Source organism: Croceitalea marina, assembly GCF_042684265.1.
GTDB classification, from domain to species: domain Bacteria; phylum Bacteroidota; class Bacteroidia; order Flavobacteriales; family Flavobacteriaceae; genus Croceitalea; species Croceitalea marina.
The window spans coordinates 1-21,586 of record NZ_JBHULB010000012.1; the positions used below are offsets into that span (position 1 = coordinate 1).

Sequence of the window (21,586 nt, forward strand, 5' to 3'; positions counted from 1 at the left end):
CGCGGACTACTTGGCGAAAGATGTCATGTGAGAATAAGGAAGTCCAATTCACATGACATCCTTAAAAGTATTTTGCTATATTTCCTTAAAATTAGCCGGACTGAACATAGCGCGGCGTTGGCAACAATATTACAAAAATTTGGAATTGGTTCGTTATTGGTGTAAATTAGCATCAAAATATATTTCTCATGGCTAGACAGAGCATTTCTTTCACTCGACCAAATGATGAATGGTTAAAGACGCAAGTTGATAATCAAGAGTACTCAAGTAAAAGCGAACTTGTTAATGACTTAATTCGTCAAGCTAGAAATCAACAAATCGAAATTGACTGGATTAGGGCTAAATTGGAAAAATCAGAAAATAGCGGATTTACCAATGATAGCAAGGAACAAATCTTAGCACAATCCAAGTCTAAACCTAATGACTAAGTATAGATTAAGTAATGACGCAAAAGATGACCTGATACGAATTCATCGTTACGGAATTAAAAAATTTGGAGTGCAACAAGCGGACATATATTTCGAAACGTTTTTCGAATATTTTGACATTATAGCTAAAAGTCCTTATTCATTTGAATCTGTGGAATACATAAAAAAAGGGTATCGGAGATGTGTTTGCGGTTCGGATAGTATTTACTTCAAAATCAATAATGATACGGTGGACATCATGGCGATTGTTGGAAAACAGGATTTGAAAAACATACTCTAAACTGCACGCAAAAATACTGTTGCCAACAAAACCTATAAACAATACAGACTTCGGGCTTAATCGCAGGGTTTGTGTATTTTTATGAAGTCCGCAAAATCTTTGGGATTTTGCTTTTAACGGGACAAAGAAAAAAAGAAAACCAAAAGATTTCGCTGTGTGCGTGGTAGAAAGCAAACGCCAGTTTGCTCCCGTACTGTTCATAGCCCAACCGATGATGTAGCATTCGCCTGCGGCGACTAAAATCACTACATCGCACTACGTTCAATTCCCATAATTTTAGAAATGCTACATCATCGCCGCGCTCTGTCAGATTGCTCAATACATAGATTAAAGGGACTATTTAACAAAATAGCCGCTAGCCTATCAACGCAACATATCAGGAAGCTATAACGCAATTTATTCACTGTTGCTTTTTATTTTACGGGGGTTCATCGGTCGCTACGCTCGGTGGTACGTCTAATTTTAATCCCAATAACGCAAAATACAACAAGGATACATCCGCTTGCGCGGACTCCTTGACGAACGATGTCATGTGAGAATACGGAAGTCCAATTCACTTGACATCCTTAAAAGTATTTTGCTATATTTCCTTAAAATTAGCTTCCAACGCTGTAACCCGCACACTGCTTACGCAGCTGTCGTACATAGCGCGGCGTTGGCAAACATTTAGAACGAAACTTGTACTACAAAGAATCACATATCTTAATTCTAAATAATGTTTCAAGATTCATTGATTTAACTGAATTAGAAAAGCAGAAATATCTCTCTTTGCTTACGGAAATCAGTCTAAAGCGAAAGGAATTTTTAATGCAAGCTGGAGATATAACATCATATGAGTATTTTATTACTAAAGGCTGTTTAAAGGTGTATACTTTAGATGATGACGGTGCACCACACATTTCTATGTTTGCTGTAGAAGATTATTGGACAGGTGATATGGCGAGCTTTCTGACTAAGCAGCCAACGCGCTACTTCATTAAGGCTACCGAAGATTCTGAATTGTTAGGGGTTTCTAGGGCTAATTATGAATTGTTATTTCAAGAGATACCGAAGTTTGAACGCTTCTATCGTATGTTATATCAAAAATCTTTAATTAGTTATATAAGACGCTCAAATCATGGCATTTCACTGACTGCAGAGGAACGCTATATTGAGTTTAAAACGAAATATCCAAACATTGTTAATCGAATTACTCAGAAAGACCTAGCAGGTTATATTGGTATCACGCCCGAATTTATGAGTAAGATTATCACAAAAGTCAACAAAAGGTAAAAGTCTTAAACTAGTTCATTTTTTTTCATGTGTTCCTATCGGAATTTTGAAACATGAAAAGAATAACACTTATCAGTTTACTTTTAATTATCGATTTTTTAAATCCTTTACAGGCACAATTTACTCAGATAGAATTGTTCTCAGGGTTTGATAAAACAAACTTCACAGTATTCTCCAATTACTCTTTTACTAAAAGTCAGACGCTGAGTCTAAATACACTGGCTTTCTTTCAAAAGTTTAGGCAAGAAAACGAAGCATTTGATGAGGTTGGTGTACAACCAACTTTATTCTGGAATATTACCAAAAATATTGCCATTGGTCCTTCCATATACGATAACAGCTTTGCTGGCTTTTCTAAACGACTATCCGCAAAATACGCATTCAAAAGTTCACATCTAGTATTTGTATTAATCCCAACAGTTGCGCACTCTGAACAAACTGATGCTAGTTATGCAGAAGTATTTCTTCAAATTCAATATAACGAACCTCTAAATGACCATCTATCATTGTGTTTAAACGGTCAGCTCTTAACCATTTGGGACGAGTTTAAAACACACTCAAGAAGCTATCAGCAATGGCGCGTAGGAGTATCTTTTAATGATGTTCAGGTTGGCATTGGTTTAGATATGGACCAATATGGGTTAAAGCCTATAAACAAGACTTCTTTCGGATTGTATTATCGATTAACTATATAAACAATTTTAAATCTTAAACATCATGAAAAATTTAGTAAAACAGCTTTTAAAAACGAATCCAAATATTGGATTGAGTATTGCACGCTTAACGCTTGGCCTCGTCATATTTCCACATGGCGCACAAAAACTATTAGGACTCTTTGGTGGCTATGGGTATTCTGGAACGATGGATTTTCTGACCACTCAAATGGGTTTACCAAGTATTGTGGCCTTCTCAGTAATTATGATTGAGTTTTTCGGCTCTATTTCATTAATACTAGGATTCTTCTCTAGGTTTTGGGCAATTGCACTAGTAGGTATGTTCACAGGAATCATTATCACTACACAACTTGAGCATGGCTTTTTTATGAACTGGTTTGGTAATCAAGAAGGAGAAGGCTATGAATATTCACTTTTAGTTATAGGACTTGCCTTAAGTGTTACGGTTAACGGCAGCGGAAAATGGTCTATAGATGGTTTAATATCAAAAAACAAATAAAATGAAAAAAGTAATCACAATTGCAGGAACTAACAGTCAGAAATCTATTAACAAAAGGTTGTTATCCTATACTTCTAGTTTATTGGAAAATATAGAACTAATTTCTATCGACTTAAATGATTATGTTCTGCCGATTTACGGGGTTGATTTTGAAGATGAAAATGGAATTCCAACTGCCGTTAAAAGACTCAATGAAGTATTTGACACCGCTGATGGATTTATAATTGCATTGGCAGAACACAACGGAACTTATACAGCAGTATTTAAAAATACATTAGACTGGTTGTCTCGCGCAAATATGAAAGTATGGCGAGATAAACCTACACTCTTAATGGCAACCTCACCTGGAAGTCGCGGTGGAGCCACTGTTTTAGAGGCTACAGTAAACTATTTTCCTTTTTTAGGAGCTAATGTCGTATCAGACTTTTCCTTACCTAGTTTTTTTGACAATTTCTCAGAGAATGGTATTTCAAATTTAGACCTAAAGAAATCGCTAATTCAAAAGGTTCAACTTTTCGAACAAATCATAAGTCCTTTGGAATAAATGATTGGTTCATAACCACTTTAGCTTTATACCAACATTTAAAAACAATTAAAAATGGAAATTAAAATTAGACTCATCGTATTAATGCTAAGTATACTATTTACAGGACTTTCAGCAGGTTTATGTTTTACTTGGTCCAATGCCATTACACCTGGCATAGGGAGATTAGACGATTTAGGTTTTTTACAAGCTTTTCAAGCCATGAATCGTTCGATTCTTAATGCTAGTTTTCTCTTTGTCTTTTTAGGGCCTGTGCCGCTGCTTTTTGCAAATGCCATTTTACATCGTAATGCAAATCCAGTCACGTTTAAGTCTTTTTTAATAGCAGCCATTTTATACGTCGTTGGTATAGGTCTTATTACGGTTTTTAAAAATGTTCCGCTCAATGAGATGTTGGACAAGACGGTATTGGAAAACTTATCAGCATTAGAGCTTAATGAGTTGAGAGCAAACTTTGAACAACCATGGAACCGTTGGCATATTCAGCGTACCATAACATCGTTTACAGCATTTGCCCTCTTGCTAGTTGGACTTATATATTCCAAATAGAACATTATAAATAGTAATCAAAAAACGAACAAAAAAGGCTTCAGATTTCTGAAGTGAAGTATAAATCAAATAAAAAAATAAAATTATGAACAGTAACATTTTAGTTATCGGTGGAACAGGAAAAACAGGTCGCCGAGTAGTAAAACAATTACAAAATAAAGGTATAGAACCTCGAATTGGTTCAAGAAGTGCATCGCCTAGCTTCGATTGGGATGACAAAAGCACTTGGGTAAATGCCTTAAATGGGATAAAACGCATGTATGTCACCTATTATCCAGATTTGGCCGTTCCAGGAGCCAAAGAAGCGATACAAGAATTAACCCAACAGGCTAAATTTTCAGGAGTTAAAAAAATCGTTTTGCTTTCTGGAAAAGGGGAAACCGAAGCTGAGGCCTGCGAAAAAATAGTCATGGATTCTGGTATAGATTATACTATTGTAAGAGCCTCTTGGTTTAACCAAAATTGGAGTGAAAGCTTCTTGTTAGACCCAATATTGTCCGGAGAAGTAGCATTACCATTATCGGACGTTCTAATTCCATTTGTTGATGCTAATGACATTGCAGAAGTCGCTGCAACAGTCTTGCTTGATAACACTTATAACGGAGATATCGTTGAAGTGACAGGTCCAGAATTAATCAACTTTAAAGATGTTGTTACTATGATTTCGAAAGCCAGTAACAGAAGTCTAAACTTTCATGATATCACACTGCAGCAGTATGTTGAAGGTATGAAACAACAACAAATACCTGGCGATGTGGTGTGGTTAATAGAGTATTTGTTTAGTCATGTGTTAACCAACCCTAACAATCAGTTGGTGGTTAATGATGTAGAACGTGTTTTGGGAAGAAAAGCAAAATCATTTTCAGCCTATACCGAAGAAACCGCAAAAACTGGAATTTGGAATTCAGAAATAGTGGAATCTTACTAAATCTTTAACTGAGGCTCTACATAGCACTTTAAGTGAATTAGAGCCTCAATGATTTAAATAAGAACATGATGAAAGTTTCCTATCCGTTAATAAAACCAAAATACTACAAGTCACTAATACTAGACCTAGGGAACTTTATTAGGCATCCCATAAATGAACTATCCATAAAGAAAAGTACCAAACATAAAATTTATGATACCATAGGTCTCTTTTTTATAAAGGTTGTTTTCAGCATTATGGTTGCCTCATTATTACAGTTGGTATATGAGCCCGAAAACCAAACATCAGTAAGTATGTCAGAAAGATTTGGATCATTCCCATTGCTTTTAATCGGTGGAATGATTTTACCGATATTTGAAGAAATAACTTTTAGACTATCACTAAAATTTAGACCAATTTATTTGGCCTTAACGTCTGGAACACTCACCTATTATGTCATTACTAAGGCTATTTTTAAAAGCCGATTGTCTATGGTGGATGAGACGTTTTGGTACAGAATCATAACAGGATTTATGATTTTGTTAATAGTGTACGTGATATCTAGTAGAAGGTTTATAAGACAGGATTTACAACAGTTTTGGAAAAAGCACTTTAAGTTGATTTATTATCTCTCATGTATCAGTTTTGCTTGGTTACACATTTTTAATTTTGAATTAAATCTCATCAATCTTTTATTGCTACCAATATTGACACTTCCTCAATTATTTAGCGCAACCATTGCTGGATACACAAGAGTTGCCTTTGGGTTTAAATACCCTGTGCTACTGCATATGATAACAAACTCTTTATTCTTGTCCTTAACTTTATTGCCTCTTAATTGATTTTTTATGTAGCATCAATAGTAAAATACATATTCAACATCATAGATACATGATTGTTAGGCACAATGTAACAAATTCGCTAACTCTTCGTCTTGCATTAACCAACCAATCAGAAAGATCTAATGCATGAAAATTTAAAGGAACGAAAAGAAACATGGAATACAATTTATATTTTTCTAGCTATTGTTATCATTATAAGTTCACTTTTCCATTATGCAATAGTTAATTTATACCCATCACGAATATATATTGGAGGTTTAATGTGGTGTCCCGCAATAGCAACAATAATTACATTAAAAATAAAAGGACGCTCTATCGCTTCTCTTAATTGGAATTGGGGAAATTGGAGATATATTCGATTATCATATTTAATTCCAGCTGTATATGGTATACTAACGTATGTATTAATTTGGATTTTCGGATTTGGAGGTTTAGCTAGTCAGGAAGTTATTACAGATTGGGGAAAAGAACTTGGTTTGATTGGAATAAGTACTTTAAATCCAACATCAATTGCAATCATAGCTATTATTTTATTAGGAACAATTGAAGTAATAAGAGCAGCAGCAACAACTTTAGGGGAAGAAATTGGATGGCGAGGTTTTTTCATTTATGAATTAAGAAAAGTTCTTTCTTTTACGGGTGTTTCAATTTTTAGTGGAATTATTTGGGCAACATGGCATTGGCCATTAATTGTTTATTATGGCGAAAATGTAATCTTGGAATTAACAACATTTTATGTTGTCATTGTCTCAATGTCATTTATTATGACTTACTACACATTCAAATCTAAAAGTCTATGGCCTGCAGTGATTTTTCACGCAGTAAGCAATGTATACATTCAAAAAATACTACCTGAATTAACAATTAAAAATGAAGGAACGGAACATTGGCTAGGCGAAAACGGAATTATGTTTGCAATCATGACTTGTTTTTTTGGAATTTACTTCTGGAGAAAAGCGATTAAAGAAAAACTGTAACTGAAAACACAGCACCTAACTAATTTATGTGTCACATTGCCAAAATTTGGCTAACTTTAAAATCCACCACCAAATAAAACTCAGACGAAACAACACACTGCAGGAACTGGACATATCACGCGGGTATGGCCAAATAACGCCTAATTGCTCTCGTAGCTATCTCAAATACTTTGAGACGCTACTCGCAATACCCGCCTGGCCCGTTAACATATTTTTGAAAATGAAAATTCACTACATATTAGTATTAGTACTACTAACCGCTTGTCAAGGTCAGAATTTACAAATAGATAAACTGAAATCAGAAAACCAAATACTTAAAGACAAGATAGCTCAGCTTAAAAACCAAAGCATTGTTCTTAACAAAATTGACGAGAATACACTTGTTACCTTAGCTAATACTGATGTTCAACAAATAACTTCAAAATTCAACGGTCAGCAATATCAAATCAAAATTTCGTACCCGAAAAATTATTTTCTAAACAAAGAAAAAAAGTATCCTGTTTTATATGTGCTTGATGCCGAAACCAATTTTGGAGGTGTTAGCTATATTGTTCAAAGACTTATTAAAGACAAACTAATTCCTGAAATTTTAGTAGTGGGCATAGCTTATAGTACCGACTATAAAAACTTCTATAAACTTAGAAGTAGAGATTTGACACCAGTTGAAGATTCCGGTTTGAGAATGGGAAACAAATCTGTTGACCCAACCGGAGGTGCCCCAAAATTTAGTGATTTTTTAGAATTTGAACTTTTTCCGTTCATCGAAAAAAACTATAGAATAAAAAAAGAGGACAGAGCAATCTATGGGCACTCCTACGGAGGACTTTATGGCTCTTATGCGCTATTAGAAAAGTCGCAACTTTTCAATAGATATCTACTGCTGGGGCCATCTTTATGGTTTAAGGATAAACTATTGGTGAATCAAGTCTCACAAAAGAATTTAACTTTTGGTAGAAAAACAAAGCTCTACATGGCTTCTGGTGAATTAGATTTAAGAATAAAGGATTATCAAGAAGAATTTGTTCAGTTACTAAAAGAAAAACATATACCGAAACTAAGTATTGAATCAGAAGTTGTAGAAAATGAAACTCATAGAACCATTTTTGGGGTTGGGTTTACAAACGGATTGAGGTTCATATACAAAAAGTAAAATGTATACCAACATTGCTTACTACCGAGACCTATGCTATCGAATTATTCACATTTTAATTATTTCTATTATTAAATAGTCTTGTCTTCGCTCGGAAGTCTAATAAATTTCATACCCAATGTCCCAACAAACATAAGTAGACGCAAAAGAATATAGGCCTACTTCGGCTAGTGCCAACTAATTGGCCAAAACTGTTAGTTGAACATAAGAAAGACCAACTCACATAACATTGTTGAATGTATTTTGCTATATTTCTTTAAAATTAGCTCCCAACGCTGCAACCCGCGCACTGCTTACGCAGCTGTCGTACAAAGCGCGGCGTTAGAGACAATTAGAGTACCCAATGAAAACGATTACATTACCAGACGAATTAAATTTGAGTTCTTCTAAATCTGTTGAGGTTTATGATTATGAAAGCATCACTGAAATATCGAAACAACAAATCTTATTAAATAAAAATACCTTTAGCTTTCTCCAAGAAGGAACGAAAGAAGTGTTTTTTGATAATTCGGCCTATGCAATAGATAATTCTCAATTTCTATTAATGAAATCTGGGCACTGTTTAATGACAGAGAAGCTCTCTAATGATTCAGAACATTATCGCAGTGTTCTATTTTTCTTTTCGGACGAAGAAGTTTTTAAATTTTTGCGAAAATTTAAATTAGAGACTTCTAATTCCAAAAAACTGTACTCAACCTATTCGTTCAAGTATGATTCATTTATAAAGAGATTTGTTGAAAGCCTTTTAGATATATCGAAACTTTCTAAGTCAATTCAAGAAAATATGTTGAAAACAAAACTCGAGGAAATAATGCTTTACCTTGTAGACTTGAAAGGTTTAGATTTTCTTTATTCTTTGGTTAATAATAGTGATAATCAAAATCAAAAGTTCATTCAAACAATTGAAAGCAACAGACTCAATAAACTCACAATAAAAGAGCTTTCATTTTTATCAAATATGAGTGTATCAACTTTCAAGAGAGAGTTTGAGAAAAACTTCAAGAGGTCACCTAGCAAGTGGTTTCAAGATAAAAGGCTAGAACACTCAGCTTTTCTTCTAAAAAACGAATCAAAAAGACCTTCAGATATTTTTGAAGAAATTGGATATGAAAACTTATCTAATTTTATTCAAGCTTTTAAAACAAAATTCGGAGTCACTCCAAAACAGTATCAATCAAATTGAACTTTTATCAATACTTTTTGAACTTTTCTGATTAACAAACAGCCTGAATTGCTCCCTAGATTTGCATCATAAATTAATAATCAAAAACAAATATTATGATAAAATCATTTCAAATCTTAACAGTATTAATTGCTTTATCAACCTCCGTTTACGGACAAAACACATTTACTTTATCAAGTAAAGATTTAGGTGGACAAGCAACAATTAACCAAGAATTCAATGGCTTTGGCTGTACTGGCGAAAATCAGTCCCCTCAGTTATCTTGGAAAAATGCACCTGCAGGAACTAAAAGTTTTGCAGTAACTATGTACGACCCAGATGCACCAACTGGCAGCGGATGGTGGCATTGGGTAGTATTTGATATTCCAGTAAGCACTAACGATTTAGTAGCTGGAGCTGGAAATACAAAACTAAACTTAACACCTGAAGGTGTTATTCAGAGTATTACAGATTATGGAGCAACTGGTTATGGAGGTCCTTGCCCTCCTGAAGGACACGGTTTACACCAATATATAATCACAGTTTACGCTCTTAAAACAGATAAACTTGGTCTTAATGAAAGTACAAACCCTGCAGTAGTTGGCTATTACTTATGGAACAATACATTGGCTAAGGCGAGTATTGTTACTTATTATCAAAGAAGTAAGAAATAAAACTGTCTCTAACAAGATATAAAAGCAATAGCGGTTCGGGTGCAAACTCGAACCGTTTTCATTTAAACAAGTATATTGTAATAAGAGACCGATTGCCAAAATCGCCGCTAGCCTATCAACAAAACATATCAGTACGCTAAACCGCAATTCATTCACTGTTACTTTTATTTTAAGGGTGTTCATCGGTCGCTGCGCTCGGTGGTAGGTCTAATTTTAAGCCCAATACCTCTTCAAAGATGGGCAGGCACCAAATCAACAAGAATACCTCCGCTAAAGCAAACTCCTTGACGAACCATATAGCGAATTTATAAGGATGATAAATATCCGATACATAGTTGGTTTGATTTTGCTATATTTCCTTAAAATTAGCCGGACTGCACATAGCGCGGCGTTAAAATATTTTAAAGGTTTATGACCGTAGATGTTTACGAATTTTTTAAAAAGCATCCTAAATTCAATAAGCACATCGGAAATGACTTCCTTTTGGTTGAATATAAATGCCCGCTCAACGTTGAAGAATTTCAATTATGGACAAAATCTCATCTAATCACCTATGTTATTAGTGGACGAAAGGATTGGATAACCCCTAGACAAACCCATTGTCTTACTGCAGGAGATACACTATTTGTTAAAAAAGGGGTGTATTCGACTAAGCAATATCTTGATGAAGACTATTGCGTCATGTTGTTTTTTATGAATGATGATTTCATTAGAAACTTTGTTTTGCAAAATCATTTAAATTCTAACGTATCGAACGTTGAATCTGAATTTGATGGCGTATACAAAATTCACTCAAACAGTTCATACCAGACTTTAATAAATAGTATTTTACAATATCTTACTATGGATATGCCCATACCTCCCGAACTTGTAGAACTGAAATTTAAAGAATTGATATATACTATCACTTTAAACAAGAATAATAGAACATTGATTAACGTATTACTTGATATCGCGGATCATAAAAAAGCGAATATTGAACAAGTCATGATCAATAATTTTCAATATGACCTACCTATTGATGCCTTTGCAAAACTATCAGGCCGAAGTCTTTCAAGTTTTAAGAGAGATTTCAACAAATGTTTTGAAACAACGCCATCAAAATGGCTCATTAATAGACGACTCGATCATGGTAAGTTATTACTGACCAGTACGCAAATGAATATCAATGAAATTTGTCATGAAAGTGGTTTTAAAAATACATCACATTTCATTAAAGCTTTTAAAAAAAAATACCATTTGCCTCCAAATCAGTTTAGGAAACTAAAGGCCAGTTTATAGCTATTCAAATTGGACCTTAGAGAACATTTTTAGAACATCTCAGCAAACTGCTACTTACATATTTGATTGAATTTTGTGTCATTATTAATTCAATTAAATATTATGAAAACGCTATTAATGTTCATCTACTCAATTATTTGCTACCTCATTGGCTTTGCTTCTCTATTATTTTGGATTTTATCTATAAGTCATCTAATACCCGAAATATCAATTGATAGAAGCCCAGAAGTGCCGTTTTACTATGCTATTCTAAAAAATATTGCGCTTGTATTGCTATTTGCAATACCACACAGTGTAATGGCTAGGAAACCATTTAAAAATTGGATAACTAAAGTTTTACCAAGACCCATAGAAAGAAGTACTTATGTGCTGCAAGCAGGAATTTTACTATTTGTTCTAATATGGAATTGGGAGCCTATTGGGGGCAATATATGGACAGTTGAAGAAGGAAGTATATTGTTTTATATATTATATGCCTTTTTCTTTTTAGGCTGGATAATTTTATTTGTTAGCACATTTTTGATTAACCATTTTGACTTATTTGGTCTAAGACAAACCTATTTAGAGCTATTAAATAAGCCATATACCAATTTAGAGTTTAAAGTAATTTCATTGTATAAATATACAAGGCATCCTTTGTATTTAGGGGGAATCATCGGCTTATGGTTTACCCCTACGATGTCTGCAACACATTTGGTATTTGCCATTCTTTTAACTGCTTACTTCTTTATTGGTGCTCTTTATGAAGAAAAAGATTTGAAGAAAGATTTTAAATCTAAGTATTTATCATATATGAAGAAGACACCCATGATGATACCCTTCACAAAAGGAAAAGCAAAAGAATCTGAATAAAACGATTATTAACAACGTATAAAACATTACTGATTAGGATATTAAGAGTTTGGCGGTTACACGGCAAAATCAAATTATTAATTTGCGGCTAAATTGTTTAGCGAAATAATCCTATGAATTATTCCCTCAGGAAATTTTAGTCGGGATCCTTAGGTGAAAATTGAACCGGAATTGACGAAGTATCAATGGATCCTTACAAGCTTGATAAATATTGGATTTAATGCAAGTGTTTGCTGAAAATAACCCAAGGATTTTTGGTGTATGACTTTGTGGCTCTTATGCCAGAGGGAACGCAAGGGCTGATTCTGATATAGATGTATAAATCGTTGTTAATGACAAGTTGAGATATAAAATACTAACTGGATTGACAGTTTTGATTTCAATAAAATCAATGAAAGACTAGATTTCTTTGAGGATAAGTAATATGGTAGAGTTTGGTCTACAGATGTTTTCCTAAAAAGTAAAATTGAGATTGAATTATCATTTGCTGATATAGCATGGGCTGACATGAAAAAACTTGATGAAGGAATACACAAAGTAGTATCGGATGGACTTAAAATAATTTACGACCCTCATCCCATTCTGAATAAACCGGTTGAAAAAGTCAAAATAGTATCAAACAAAAAAAGTAGCATTTGACAATGATACCTATGAAAAGCCATAGCTTAATTCTTTACAGTTAATTAATAATTATGATTATAATGGCAATAACAATTCTAAGGCGATTTAAGGGCAAAAAAGAGCCAAAAAATTGGAAGGTGTCAAAAAAAGGTAGGGACGCTATTAGCTATGAGCAAAAAGTTGACGGAGAATGGAAATCCATAGAAATTGACGGAGAATTACTACTTGGCAAAATAAATCATGTCATTTACTTTAAAAGTGAAGGTGAATGGACTGATTACCCTAAATGGGCTCAAAATCGCTCGGAAATTATACGACGAATTAAAATGGTCTTTCCCCCTACTCGAACGGAATACGAAAATGGATAATTCTTACTAGAAATCTGACTCAAAGTCTTTACCTCAAGACTACCTGAACAAAAATTCTTATCTTCAAACCAAGCTGAGATTTTAACGGAATTTTGCTGTATAGCTTTTACTGCCAGCATAATGGTCATAGACAAAAAGAATAAATGCGATGAAAGAAAACATTGGAATTGTATTGATTCATGGAGCCGGACTAAGTAATTTTATTTGGAGCGAAACTATGAAACACTTCAAAGAGCCTATTCTTCCGATAAGCTTTCCAAATCGAGAAGTTGGAGACAAAGCCAATGCCAAACTTCTATTTGTAGATTACCTTAATGCTGCTATCGAGCAAATTGACAATTGGGCGGTAGACCGATTTATAATTGTTGCCCATTCTATAGGAGGTTGCATAGGTCTTAAAATAAGTGACCACTATAAAGAAAGAGTACTTAGCTTTATTGCTATAAGCGCTATACTGCCAAAAAATGGAAAGTCATTTACAAGTTCCTTTCCAATGCCTCAAAAATTTATTTTACCTATTATATTGAAACTGTTCGGCACAAAACCTCCGCAAAAAGTCATTAAAGAAGAATTGTGTAATGGTTTAGAAATTTCACAATCAAAAGAAGTTATTGAAAGGTTTTCGCCAGAGTCAATAAAACTTTATACCACTAAGATTCACTACGATTCATTACCAAAAAATACCCTATTTATAAAACTTTCAAATGATAAATCCGTTTCGCAAAACATGCAAAACAAAATGATTGAAAATCTAAACTGTAAAGAAGTAGTCGAATTAAATAGCGGACATTTACTGATGCTCAGCAAACCAAAACAGTTAGCAGAAATCATAAACAATTACCTAAACAAAACTAAAATCCACTTATGACCTTTGGAACAAATAGTTCAGACTGCATAAAGCTACCAAAGAAAGCCTTAAATCAAAGGGCAGTATTGTGTATTTTTGGCAAATGCCCAACTACGATTATATCATCATCGGTGCAGGCGCATCCGGATTGCTATTAGCAGATGCCCTGGGGCGTGATGATTTCTTCTCTAACAAAAGCATTTTAATTCTTGACAAGGATATAAAAAATAGTAATGACCGCACTTGGTGCTTTTGGGAAAATGCATCGGGTGAATTTGATGCTATTCTTCATAAAACATGGCCAGAAATTTATTTTGCAGGTAATGAGCTCCAACTGGCCACTTCAATAGATCCGTATCAATACAAAATGCTTAGAGGTATTGATTTTTATGATCACTATCTTGAAAGGGTAACGGGTTATGCCAATGTTACTTTTATCCAAGAAAGCGTTAGTGCCATAGTAGTTAAAGAAGCTGAGGTGCAGGTGAAAACCGAAGGTTCTTCATATATCGCAAAAAAAGTATTTAATAGCATTTTTGATTACAAAAAGCTTTTAAATCAAACCAAATATCCAGTACTGCAACAGCACTTTTTGGGTTGGTTTATAAAAACGGAGAAGCCTGTATTCAATACTGAGCAAGCTACCTTTATGGATTTTTCCATTCCCCAAAAAGAAAATACCCGTTTCATGTATGTTTTGCCTTTTTCGGAAACTCACGCCTTGGTAGAATACACGCTTTTTTCAGAAAACACTTTAGAAAAAGAGGAATATGAAAATGCGATAAAATCGTATTTAAAAGATAAACTGGCCGTAGCTGAATATACCATTACCGAGGTCGAACAAGGCAATATACCGATGACCTGTTTTGACTTTTCAAAGGGCAATTCTGAAAATATTTTAAATATCGGTATTGCCGGTGGTTGGGCCAAGCCCAGCACTGGCTATACCTTCTACAATTCTACCAAAAAAGTAAAAGAGTTGGTCGCTTACTTAAAATCGGGTAAATCTTTATCCGATTTCTCAAAAAAAACACGTTTTTGGTATTACGACCTATTGCTACTCGATATTCTGCAAAGTGACAACCATTTAGGAGGTTCTATTTTTGAGGCCATGTTCAAAAAAAGAAAACCACAATTTATATTAAAGTTCTTGGATGAGGAAACTACCTTTTGGGAAGAACTTCAAATCATTTGGGCATGCCCAAAATCACCCTTTGTAAAGGCTTTGTTTAAACGGTTGCTTAGATACTAAGGCGACTTGATACTCGTTTTATACTAACAAGCTGGTTCTTATGAAAAATTTATTTTTTGTACCATTAGTCTTTCTTGTTTTTTCATGTTCAAATGACGCAGAAAGAATCGATGAAGAGGAAAACCTAGAAACTAACGCCAATTTTGTTTTTGAAGATAGTTTTGAGACAAGTTCTAACGACTTTTCACTGCTATTTCCAAACGATAATTCGCGATGGACGACGGTGCAGTTGATAAGTCCAAACCGTGACACAAATAGTTTAGGTTTATCTTCAAATATAGTAAGTGACGGAAATCAGTCACTCGTTATTCAATCAAAGCAATCAGATGAGATTTTATCCAAGGCCGATATAGAAAAAGGAGCGTTCAGTGCAGCAACAAATAGTAAAGTGACCATTGAAGCAGATTATTATATTGATTCTGACGCAAACCTTGAAAACCTTTTTCTCTTAGATTTAGAGTGTTGTTCTTGTTGGGATCCTGAAGTAGATGCGGATCCATCTGTAGATGGTGATAACAAGTGTCCCGGAATTCGTCTAATGCTGTCTGGCGGTGATGATTATTTAGCTATTGAACGAGGAAAAATTGCAGGTACGACCCTAAGGCAGTCCTCCTTTAAGTTTCCAAGAAAAGAGTGGGTAACCATTAGATGGGAATTGGTTCTCTCACCTAATGAAGATGGTGCGAACAAGGTATTTTTAAATGGAGACCAAATTTTATCGCAAGATGGAATGAACATGCCAAACGCTCAAGTATTTCGTGATGTATTCGCAGAAAACAATATCGATTTTGAGTTACAGCTACCTGTTGTTTATGAAAGAATTCAAGTAGGCGCAACCGCAAATCCGAATGCTGAGGATTTAACTATTTATGTGGACAATTTTTCGATGACAATAGAAAATAACTAAACCGTTCTCTGCATTAAGTTCTCGCCAAAAATTTTTAAAATCTCTTTTCGTTCTTCTGGCAGATTTAGCTGTTTTAAACACTCAAAAGCACGCTGCGTATAGCCTTCAATTTCTTTCTTTGTCATATTTACCGAACTACTCTGTTCAAAAACAGTTTTTATAGCCTCAATTTTTTCTGTGGGGTCACTTGGCGCTATCGAATAAAGATGCAATAAGGTCTCTCGCTCAGCAGCACTTGACAATTCTAAGGCTTTTAAATATAAAAATGTCTTCTTATTCTCAATAATATCGCCACCAACTTGTTTGCCGAAGGTTTCTGGATCTCCGAAAGCATCCAAATAATCATCTTGCAACTGAAAGGCAATTCCCAAGTTTCTACCAAACTCATAAACCAAATTCTGGTTTTCTTTTGAGCCGCCTGCTATAATTGCACCCATTTTCATAGCGGCAGCGACCAAAACAGCGGTTTTGTACTCAATCATTTTAAGGTACTCAGGTATGGTTACATCATCCCTAGTTTCAAAATCTACATCATACTGTTGGCCTTCACAGACCTCAATAGCGGTTTTACTAAAAAGCTGAACCAACTCTTTAAAAGTGGCATCTGAATATCCTTCAAAATACTGATACGAATTAATGAGCATGGCATCGCCCGAAAGAATACCAGTGTTAATATCCCACTTTTCATGCACCGTTACCTTTCCTCTGCGTAAAGGGGCGTCATCCATGATATCGTCATGCACTAAAGAAAAATTATGAAACACCTCAATCGCCAGAGCCGCATCCAAAGCGTTTTTATAATCACCTTCAAATAATTCTGTAGTCAGTAGCGCAAGCACAGGTCGTAATCGCTTTCCACCAAGACCTAAAATATAATCAATAGGTTCATATAGGTTGTGCGGTTCTTTTGTTTGAACCTTTTTCTCAAGATAATTTATGAACTCATCTCTATAGAATTCTATGGGCTGCATCTTTCAAATTTTGCTCAAAAATACACGCATTGTTACAAATAGACCTTAAAAGCGTCGTATTTGAGTAGAAAAATTGCCTTTAAATGCAATAGAAATCAAAATCATCGTCTTAACAAAAGAAGACCAATAGCAAAAACCTTAAATGGTTTCTCGAAAAGAAAACAACAACCTAAACAACTTCTTTAAAGAAGAGTACAATGCACTCAAAGGGTATGTGCGTTCAAAAATAGAACACACTTCAGAGAGTGATGCCGATGATATTATACAAGATGTTGCCTTAAGAATATTTTCGAGACCAAAAGATGCCCTGCCCATAACTAACATTGGGGGTTTTGTCTATAGTGCCATACGCAATAAGATTATTGATGTAATGCGGGTCAAAAAAGAGCGCATATATGATGAAAAAACCTTGGAACAACTATGGTCTGATTTTGCAGAAGTTTTCTATGAAAGTATGGACCAAGAATATTCAGAAAACTTAAAAGCAAACCTTAAAAAAGCTATTCTGCAACTAACACCTGCCTATCGCGATATCATCATTGCGGTTGATTTTGAGGGGTATACTTATAGGGAGATTTCTGAGGAAACCGGAATAGCGCAAGGCACCCTAATGTCTCGAAGACATAGGGCCTTATCAATATTGTATAAAGAACTAGAACTAAAAAAATAAAATTCAAGATTATGGATTACAAAAATCATTTAGAAAAGCGCATGAAAAGCAGAGCGGAGTACTACGTAACAAAAGGGGTGAAAATATTCTTTTTCATCGTTCTTGCCATAGCATTTTTACTGCTCATGAATTACGTTTTTATGTTGCTATGGAACTGGCTAATGCCTGAACTTTTTGCCCTCTCAACCATAGACTACTGGAAAGCATTGGGCCTTATTGTACTGGCCAAAATAATTTTTGGCTTTGGCTTTGGTGATTCCGACGGACCTGGCGGTAAGAAGAAAATCAATAAAAAAAGATTTGAAGAAAAAAAATGCAGCTGGCGGAATGATTTTTCTGACTGGAAACATTATGATGCATTTTGGCAAGAAGAGGGCGAAAAAGCGTATCAAGACTATATGGAACGTAAGCGAAACGAAAATATATCATAATGGTAGAAGATAAGAAAGGCCCTAATTCAAGGCAGGCTAAATATCGTTTCAAATCTTTTTTCTGGAGTTTAAACCAAAAATCAACGTTCCGGTCCAATTCTGAAATTCAAAATCGTCATAATGATGAAATTCATCATAAAAAGAAAAAAAATTAAGGTTATGTTAAAAAAATGCAAAACCTTAGAAACTTTTTTTGTTCCTAAAGTTTCCATCTTACATTTGCACCTCAATTATGAGAGAAAAAATCTTACAGAGAGCAACTGACCTATTCTTAAACCTAGGTTTTAAAAGCGTTACTATGGACGATTTGGCCAATGAAATGGCCATATCTAAAAAAACTATCTATTCCCATTTTGAGAACAAGACCAAATTAGTTGAAGAGTGTACCATGTGCGTTTTTTGTGCTATCTCAGATGGTATAGACTACATTATCTCTCTAAAGAAAAATCCCATTGAGGAACTTTACGAGATAAAAAAGTTTGTGATGGTCCAGTTAAAAGAAGAAAAATCATCGCCCAGCTATCAACTACAAAAGTATTATCCAAAACTGCATCACAATTTAAAGAACAAGCAGTTTGAAGTAATGCAAAAGTGTGTTGTAGATAATGTAAAAAGAGGTGTCGATTTAGGTATCTACAGGGCTAATCTAGATGTCGATTTTATCGCACGTATTTATTTTAGTGGTGTTACCAGCATTAAGGAAGAGTCTTTATTTCCCCATCAAAAGTTTCCCATGACGTATTTAATGGATAATTACCTAGAATACCACCTACGTGGCATCGTTACGCCCAAAGGACGAAAAAAACTAAATGAAATCATCAATTCAAACCAAGAATAAATGCGAACACTTACAAAACTACTGTTCATCCAATTAGTATGGTCCGTACCATTAATGGCACAAGAAAAAGACAATTCATTCTCTTTAGACGAGGCCGTTGCCTATGCTTTAGAGCATAATTACGAAGCGATAAATGCAGGCCGTGATTTGGTGGATGCCCAAAAACAAAAATGGGAGACCATTGCTACCGGTCTACCTCAGATAGAAGGTGCGGTTTCTTATCAAAACCAGTTGAAGCAAGCACAATCTCAGTTCCCATCTATTCTAATTCCAGAACAATTTTTACCTCCTGGTGTAGAGCAAGACCCTAATGTTTTTGTACCCATAATTTTTGGTCAGCCCCAACAAATGAATGCGACAGCCACCCTTCGCCAACAAATTTTTGATGGTTCTTACATTGTAGGTGTGCAGGCCACACAGGCTTTTCTGCGATATAGCAGAAACTTTAAGGAAAAGACCGATTTAGAAGTTAAAACGGCAGTGGTTGAGGCATACGGCAATGTGCTTTTGACCAAAGAAAATGCACTTATCTTAGAAAAGAATAAAAAAACACTTGAAGACAACCTGTACGAGACCAAAAAAATCTATGAGAACGGTCTTGGTGATGAAGAAAGTGTTGATCAATTACAGATAACTTTATCATCGATCGACAATCAACTGAAAAATGCAAGGAGGTTGGAAAAAATCACCATGCAGATGTTAAACTTAATGATGGGGCTTCCTTTGGATAACCCTACCGTTTTAACTGAAGACTTAGATGAACTTACCCAACAACAAATAGATTTCGGCTTGTTGGACACTCAATTTCTTTTAGAGGATAACACCGATTTTAAAATTGTTAAAAACCTAAACGAACAGCGCGAACTGGAGCTTAAATTGGCCAAGAGCAGGGCCTTGCCTACCCTAAATGCATTTGTAAATTACGGAGGTCTTTCATTTGGTGACAATTTTACCTTTTTTGATAGTGGGCAAGATTGGTTCGGTTTCTCTACGTTAGGCGTTGATTTACGCATCCCAATTTTCAGCTCACTGGGAAGAAGTGCCTCTACGCAGCGAGCAAAAATTGCCTTCGAAAAAGCAAAAACACAGTTGACCCAGGCCCAATCGCAATTAATGCTTCAGCACGAAAGTGCAAAGAGTGATTACGTATTTGCCATTGAGCAATACCAAACAACAAAGGACAATCTCAACTTAGCGGAACGTATTGAAAACAAAAATCAGGTGAAATATGCTGAAGGCCTAGCCACTAGTTTTGAACTGCGACAAGCACAGACACAACTTTATACTACGCAACAAGAATATTTACGTTCAATGGTCGATGTCATCAATCGCAAGACCAAACTCGAAAATATTTTGAATACAAATCAATAAACTCATCAACTACTAAACATAAAGACAATGAAAAAAATAATTCAACTATCAATCTTAGGCATCTTAATCGCCTCTTGTGGCGGTGGTGCCAGCGGTTCTGTTGAGGACGTCATATCAAGTAAGGACTTGAACGCCATGCGTACCAAAAGAACTGCTATGAACCAAGAGCTAAAAGCTTTGGAAGACCAGGTTAAACAACTGGACTCGGCTATCAGTGAACTGGACGATAACGCCAAATTACCGTTGGTATCCACAATGCAGGTAGAAAAACAAGTATTTAACCATTATCTAGAATTGCAAGGCGATGTGATGACAGACCAAAACGTCCTAGTGTATCCAGAAATGGCTGGGACGCTTTATCGTGTTTATGTCAAAGAAGGACAACGGGTTTCAAAAGGACAGCTTTTAGCCTCTATTGACGATGGTGGACTTTCTAGTCAATTGGCACAGTTAAAGACCCAACAAGCATTGGCAAAAACCACATTTGAGCGCCAAAAACGATTATGGGACCAAAACATAGGCTCAGAAATACAGTTCCTACAGGCAAAAACCCAATATGAAGCGCAACAAAGTGCTGTTAAGCAACTAGAAAGTCAAGTAGGTAAATCTTCTATTCGTGCTCCTTTTTCGGGAATTATAGATGATATTATCAAGGATCAAGGAACAGTGGTCAGCCCTGGACCAGGCTCTGAAGTTTTCAGAATTGTAAACCTAAGCGATATGTACATTGAGGTAGAAGTACCTGAGGCTCATTTGGCCAATGTTACGCCCGGCAAAATGGTTCAAGTATATTTCCCGGTCTTGGGTGATAGCGTAACTACAAAAGTTAGGCAGACAGGTAACTTTATTAACCCCGGAAATAGATCGTTCAGTGTTGAAATTCCTGTCCCAAATAAAGAAGGAAAGATTAAGCCGAACCTTACCGCAATTGCAAAAATCAACGATTACACCAGTGATGAGGCAATATTGATTCCGCAAAGCGTCGTATCTGAAAATGCATTGGGTGAACAATATGTGTACTTGACCAAAGAAAATGGTTCCGAAACTGAATTGGTATCCAAAAAAACAATCATACAATTGGGTAAAACCCAGGGAGATTACGTAGAAGTACTATCAGGTCTTTCTGCTGGTGATAATATTATCGTTGAAGGGGCCCGAAGTGTGAGGGACAATCAACAAGTGAAAGTTCTAAATTCTAAAAATACAGCCAAGAAATAGA

At 35.2% G+C, this 21,586-nt stretch carries 25 protein-coding genes and 1 pseudogene; 25 read left to right on the forward strand and 1 reads right to left on the reverse strand.

From position 1 onward, the window contains the following. Positions 1 to 188 precede the first annotated feature (188 nt). The 20 genes and pseudogenes from ACFSQJ_RS09815 (at position 189) to ACFSQJ_RS09910 (ending at position 16,086) form a co-directional block, all read left to right on the forward strand. On the forward strand, positions 189 to 428 hold the full coding sequence (locus ACFSQJ_RS09815; protein WP_377766785.1) for a ribbon-helix-helix domain-containing protein: 240 nt from the start codon (positions 189 to 191) through the stop codon (positions 426 to 428). Then, complete coding sequence (locus ACFSQJ_RS09820; RefSeq protein WP_377766786.1) at positions 421 to 708, forward strand: type II toxin-antitoxin system RelE/ParE family toxin; 288 nt, start codon at positions 421 to 423, stop codon at positions 706 to 708. Before ACFSQJ_RS09815 ends, ACFSQJ_RS09820 begins: the two co-directional genes overlap by 8 nt. 678 nt (positions 709 to 1,386) lie before the next feature. After that, the gene (locus tag ACFSQJ_RS09825; RefSeq protein ID WP_377766787.1) at positions 1,387 to 1,980 is read left to right on the forward strand and encodes a Crp/Fnr family transcriptional regulator; all 594 of its coding nucleotides are present in this window, start codon (positions 1,387 to 1,389) and stop codon (positions 1,978 to 1,980) included. A gap of 53 nt (positions 1,981 to 2,033) precedes the next feature. Continuing rightward, positions 2,034 to 2,675, forward strand: coding sequence for a hypothetical protein (locus tag ACFSQJ_RS09830; protein ID WP_377766788.1), 642 nt, complete (start codon positions 2,034 to 2,036; stop codon positions 2,673 to 2,675). A gap of 22 nt (positions 2,676 to 2,697) precedes the next feature. Beyond that, positions 2,698 to 3,153: a DoxX family protein gene (locus tag ACFSQJ_RS09835; RefSeq protein ID WP_377766789.1), complete on the forward strand. Its 456-nt coding sequence runs from the start codon at positions 2,698 to 2,700 to the stop codon at positions 3,151 to 3,153. A 1-nt stretch (position 3,154) separates the two neighbouring features. Beyond that, positions 3,155 to 3,697: an NADPH-dependent FMN reductase gene (locus ACFSQJ_RS09840; RefSeq protein ID WP_377766790.1), complete on the forward strand. Its 543-nt coding sequence runs from the start codon at positions 3,155 to 3,157 to the stop codon at positions 3,695 to 3,697. Between the two features lie 54 nt (positions 3,698 to 3,751). Continuing rightward, complete coding sequence (locus ACFSQJ_RS09845; protein ID WP_377766791.1) at positions 3,752 to 4,246, forward strand: anthrone oxygenase family protein; 495 nt, start codon at positions 3,752 to 3,754, stop codon at positions 4,244 to 4,246. 85 nt (positions 4,247 to 4,331) lie between these two features. Continuing rightward, entirely contained in the window at positions 4,332 to 5,174 is an 843-nt protein-coding gene (locus ACFSQJ_RS09850) for an NmrA family NAD(P)-binding protein (RefSeq protein WP_377766792.1), read from the forward strand. A gap of 65 nt (positions 5,175 to 5,239) precedes the next feature. Next, on the forward strand, positions 5,240 to 5,995 hold the full coding sequence (locus ACFSQJ_RS09855; RefSeq protein ID WP_377766793.1) for a hypothetical protein: 756 nt from the start codon (positions 5,240 to 5,242) through the stop codon (positions 5,993 to 5,995). 122 nt (positions 5,996 to 6,117) lie between these two features. Continuing rightward, a complete protein-coding gene (locus tag ACFSQJ_RS09860; protein ID WP_377766794.1) occupies positions 6,118 to 6,972 on the forward strand; it encodes a CPBP family intramembrane glutamic endopeptidase in 855 nt (284 codons plus the stop codon). A 220-nt stretch (positions 6,973 to 7,192) separates the two neighbouring features. Further along, positions 7,193 to 8,122, forward strand: coding sequence for an alpha/beta hydrolase (locus ACFSQJ_RS09865; protein WP_377766795.1), 930 nt, complete (start codon positions 7,193 to 7,195; stop codon positions 8,120 to 8,122). A gap of 343 nt (positions 8,123 to 8,465) precedes the next feature. After that, positions 8,466 to 9,305 carry a helix-turn-helix domain-containing protein gene (locus ACFSQJ_RS09870; protein WP_377766796.1) on the forward strand — a complete coding sequence of 280 codons (840 nt, stop codon included), beginning with the start codon at positions 8,466 to 8,468 and terminating at the stop codon, positions 9,303 to 9,305. Between the two features lie 95 nt (positions 9,306 to 9,400). Next, positions 9,401 to 9,958 (forward strand): YbhB/YbcL family Raf kinase inhibitor-like protein, encoded by a 558-nt coding sequence (locus ACFSQJ_RS09875; RefSeq protein WP_377766797.1) that lies wholly within the window; start codon positions 9,401 to 9,403, stop codon positions 9,956 to 9,958. Between the two features lie 411 nt (positions 9,959 to 10,369). Further along, complete coding sequence (locus ACFSQJ_RS09880; RefSeq protein ID WP_377766798.1) at positions 10,370 to 11,239, forward strand: helix-turn-helix domain-containing protein; 870 nt, start codon at positions 10,370 to 10,372, stop codon at positions 11,237 to 11,239. 102 nt (positions 11,240 to 11,341) lie between these two features. Next, a complete protein-coding gene (locus ACFSQJ_RS09885; protein WP_377766799.1) occupies positions 11,342 to 12,091 on the forward strand; it encodes a methyltransferase family protein in 750 nt (249 codons plus the stop codon). A gap of 265 nt (positions 12,092 to 12,356) precedes the next feature. Beyond that, positions 12,357 to 12,413, forward strand: a pseudogene (locus tag ACFSQJ_RS09890) (nucleotidyltransferase domain-containing protein); the annotation flags it as partial. A gap of 379 nt (positions 12,414 to 12,792) precedes the next feature. After that, a complete protein-coding gene (locus ACFSQJ_RS09895) occupies positions 12,793 to 13,080 on the forward strand; it encodes a hypothetical protein (protein WP_377766800.1) in 288 nt (95 codons plus the stop codon). A gap of 148 nt (positions 13,081 to 13,228) precedes the next feature. Then, positions 13,229 to 13,948 (forward strand): alpha/beta fold hydrolase, encoded by a 720-nt coding sequence (locus ACFSQJ_RS09900; protein WP_377766801.1) that lies wholly within the window; start codon positions 13,229 to 13,231, stop codon positions 13,946 to 13,948. Positions 13,949 to 14,030: 82 nt separating this feature from the next. Further along, positions 14,031 to 15,179, forward strand: coding sequence for a lycopene cyclase family protein (locus ACFSQJ_RS09905; RefSeq protein WP_377766802.1), 1,149 nt, complete (start codon positions 14,031 to 14,033; stop codon positions 15,177 to 15,179). A gap of 40 nt (positions 15,180 to 15,219) precedes the next feature. Next, on the forward strand, positions 15,220 to 16,086 hold the full coding sequence (locus tag ACFSQJ_RS09910) for a hypothetical protein (protein WP_377766803.1): 867 nt from the start codon (positions 15,220 to 15,222) through the stop codon (positions 16,084 to 16,086). Here the strand turns inward: ACFSQJ_RS09910 and ACFSQJ_RS09915 are convergent. Then, positions 16,083 to 17,057: a polyprenyl synthetase family protein gene (locus ACFSQJ_RS09915; RefSeq protein WP_377766804.1), complete on the reverse strand. Its 975-nt coding sequence runs from the start codon at positions 17,055 to 17,057 to the stop codon at positions 16,083 to 16,085. The genes ACFSQJ_RS09910 and ACFSQJ_RS09915 overlap by 4 nt on opposite strands. A 142-nt stretch (positions 17,058 to 17,199) precedes the next feature. Here ACFSQJ_RS09915 and ACFSQJ_RS09920 point away from each other — a divergent pair, with 142 nt between their 5' ends. From ACFSQJ_RS09920 to ACFSQJ_RS09940, 5 genes are all read left to right on the forward strand, one after another. Continuing rightward, positions 17,200 to 17,727 (forward strand): RNA polymerase sigma factor, encoded by a 528-nt coding sequence (locus ACFSQJ_RS09920; RefSeq protein WP_377766805.1) that lies wholly within the window; start codon positions 17,200 to 17,202, stop codon positions 17,725 to 17,727. Positions 17,728 to 17,738: 11 nt separating this feature from the next. Then, positions 17,739 to 18,158, forward strand: a complete 420-nt coding sequence (locus ACFSQJ_RS09925; RefSeq protein WP_377766806.1) for a hypothetical protein — start codon at positions 17,739 to 17,741, stop codon at positions 18,156 to 18,158. A gap of 232 nt (positions 18,159 to 18,390) precedes the next feature. Beyond that, complete coding sequence (locus ACFSQJ_RS09930) at positions 18,391 to 18,996, forward strand: TetR/AcrR family transcriptional regulator (protein ID WP_377766807.1); 606 nt, start codon at positions 18,391 to 18,393, stop codon at positions 18,994 to 18,996. Continuing rightward, entirely contained in the window at positions 18,997 to 20,367 is a 1,371-nt protein-coding gene (locus ACFSQJ_RS09935; protein ID WP_377766808.1) for a TolC family protein, read from the forward strand. A 27-nt stretch (positions 20,368 to 20,394) separates the two neighbouring features. Beyond that, positions 20,395 to 21,585, forward strand: a complete 1,191-nt coding sequence (locus tag ACFSQJ_RS09940; protein WP_377766809.1) for an efflux RND transporter periplasmic adaptor subunit — start codon at positions 20,395 to 20,397, stop codon at positions 21,583 to 21,585. The last annotated feature ends 1 nt before the right edge of the window (position 21,586 follow it).

What these genes read in the sequence shown, in the direction of transcription:
- ACFSQJ_RS09815 (WP_377766785.1), top strand. Translation starts at nt 189, where the DNA reads ATGGCTAGACAGAGCATTTCTTTCACTCGACCAAATGATGAATGGTTA.
- ACFSQJ_RS09820 (WP_377766786.1), top strand. Translation starts at nt 421, where the DNA reads ATGACTAAGTATAGATTAAGTAATGACGCAAAAGATGACCTGATACGA.
- ACFSQJ_RS09830 (WP_377766788.1), top strand. Translation starts at nt 2,034, where the DNA reads ATGAAAAGAATAACACTTATCAGTTTACTTTTAATTATCGATTTTTTA.
- ACFSQJ_RS09835 (WP_377766789.1), top strand. Translation starts at nt 2,698, where the DNA reads ATGAAAAATTTAGTAAAACAGCTTTTAAAAACGAATCCAAATATTGGA.
- ACFSQJ_RS09840 (WP_377766790.1), top strand. Translation starts at nt 3,155, where the DNA reads ATGAAAAAAGTAATCACAATTGCAGGAACTAACAGTCAGAAATCTATT.
- ACFSQJ_RS09845 (WP_377766791.1), top strand. Translation starts at nt 3,752, where the DNA reads ATGGAAATTAAAATTAGACTCATCGTATTAATGCTAAGTATACTATTT.
- ACFSQJ_RS09850 (WP_377766792.1), top strand. Translation starts at nt 4,332, where the DNA reads ATGAACAGTAACATTTTAGTTATCGGTGGAACAGGAAAAACAGGTCGC.
- ACFSQJ_RS09855 (WP_377766793.1), top strand. Translation starts at nt 5,240, where the DNA reads ATGATGAAAGTTTCCTATCCGTTAATAAAACCAAAATACTACAAGTCA.
- ACFSQJ_RS09860 (WP_377766794.1), top strand. Translation starts at nt 6,118, where the DNA reads ATGCATGAAAATTTAAAGGAACGAAAAGAAACATGGAATACAATTTAT.
- ACFSQJ_RS09865 (WP_377766795.1), top strand. Translation starts at nt 7,193, where the DNA reads ATGAAAATTCACTACATATTAGTATTAGTACTACTAACCGCTTGTCAA.
- ACFSQJ_RS09870 (WP_377766796.1), top strand. Translation starts at nt 8,466, where the DNA reads ATGAAAACGATTACATTACCAGACGAATTAAATTTGAGTTCTTCTAAA.
- ACFSQJ_RS09875 (WP_377766797.1), top strand. Translation starts at nt 9,401, where the DNA reads ATGATAAAATCATTTCAAATCTTAACAGTATTAATTGCTTTATCAACC.
- ACFSQJ_RS09880 (WP_377766798.1), top strand. Translation starts at nt 10,370, where the DNA reads ATGACCGTAGATGTTTACGAATTTTTTAAAAAGCATCCTAAATTCAAT.
- ACFSQJ_RS09885 (WP_377766799.1), top strand. Translation starts at nt 11,342, where the DNA reads ATGAAAACGCTATTAATGTTCATCTACTCAATTATTTGCTACCTCATT.
- ACFSQJ_RS09895 (WP_377766800.1), top strand. Translation starts at nt 12,793, where the DNA reads ATGGCAATAACAATTCTAAGGCGATTTAAGGGCAAAAAAGAGCCAAAA.
- ACFSQJ_RS09900 (WP_377766801.1), top strand. Translation starts at nt 13,229, where the DNA reads ATGAAAGAAAACATTGGAATTGTATTGATTCATGGAGCCGGACTAAGT.
- ACFSQJ_RS09905 (WP_377766802.1), top strand. Translation starts at nt 14,031, where the DNA reads ATGCCCAACTACGATTATATCATCATCGGTGCAGGCGCATCCGGATTG.
- ACFSQJ_RS09910 (WP_377766803.1), top strand. Translation starts at nt 15,220, where the DNA reads ATGAAAAATTTATTTTTTGTACCATTAGTCTTTCTTGTTTTTTCATGT.
- ACFSQJ_RS09915 (WP_377766804.1), bottom strand. Translation starts at nt 17,057, where the DNA reads ATGCAGCCCATAGAATTCTATAGAGATGAGTTCATAAATTATCTTGAG.
- ACFSQJ_RS09920 (WP_377766805.1), top strand. Translation starts at nt 17,200, where the DNA reads ATGGTTTCTCGAAAAGAAAACAACAACCTAAACAACTTCTTTAAAGAA.
- ACFSQJ_RS09925 (WP_377766806.1), top strand. Translation starts at nt 17,739, where the DNA reads ATGGATTACAAAAATCATTTAGAAAAGCGCATGAAAAGCAGAGCGGAG.
- ACFSQJ_RS09930 (WP_377766807.1), top strand. Translation starts at nt 18,391, where the DNA reads ATGAGAGAAAAAATCTTACAGAGAGCAACTGACCTATTCTTAAACCTA.
- ACFSQJ_RS09935 (WP_377766808.1), top strand. Translation starts at nt 18,997, where the DNA reads ATGCGAACACTTACAAAACTACTGTTCATCCAATTAGTATGGTCCGTA.
- ACFSQJ_RS09940 (WP_377766809.1), top strand. Translation starts at nt 20,395, where the DNA reads ATGAAAAAAATAATTCAACTATCAATCTTAGGCATCTTAATCGCCTCT.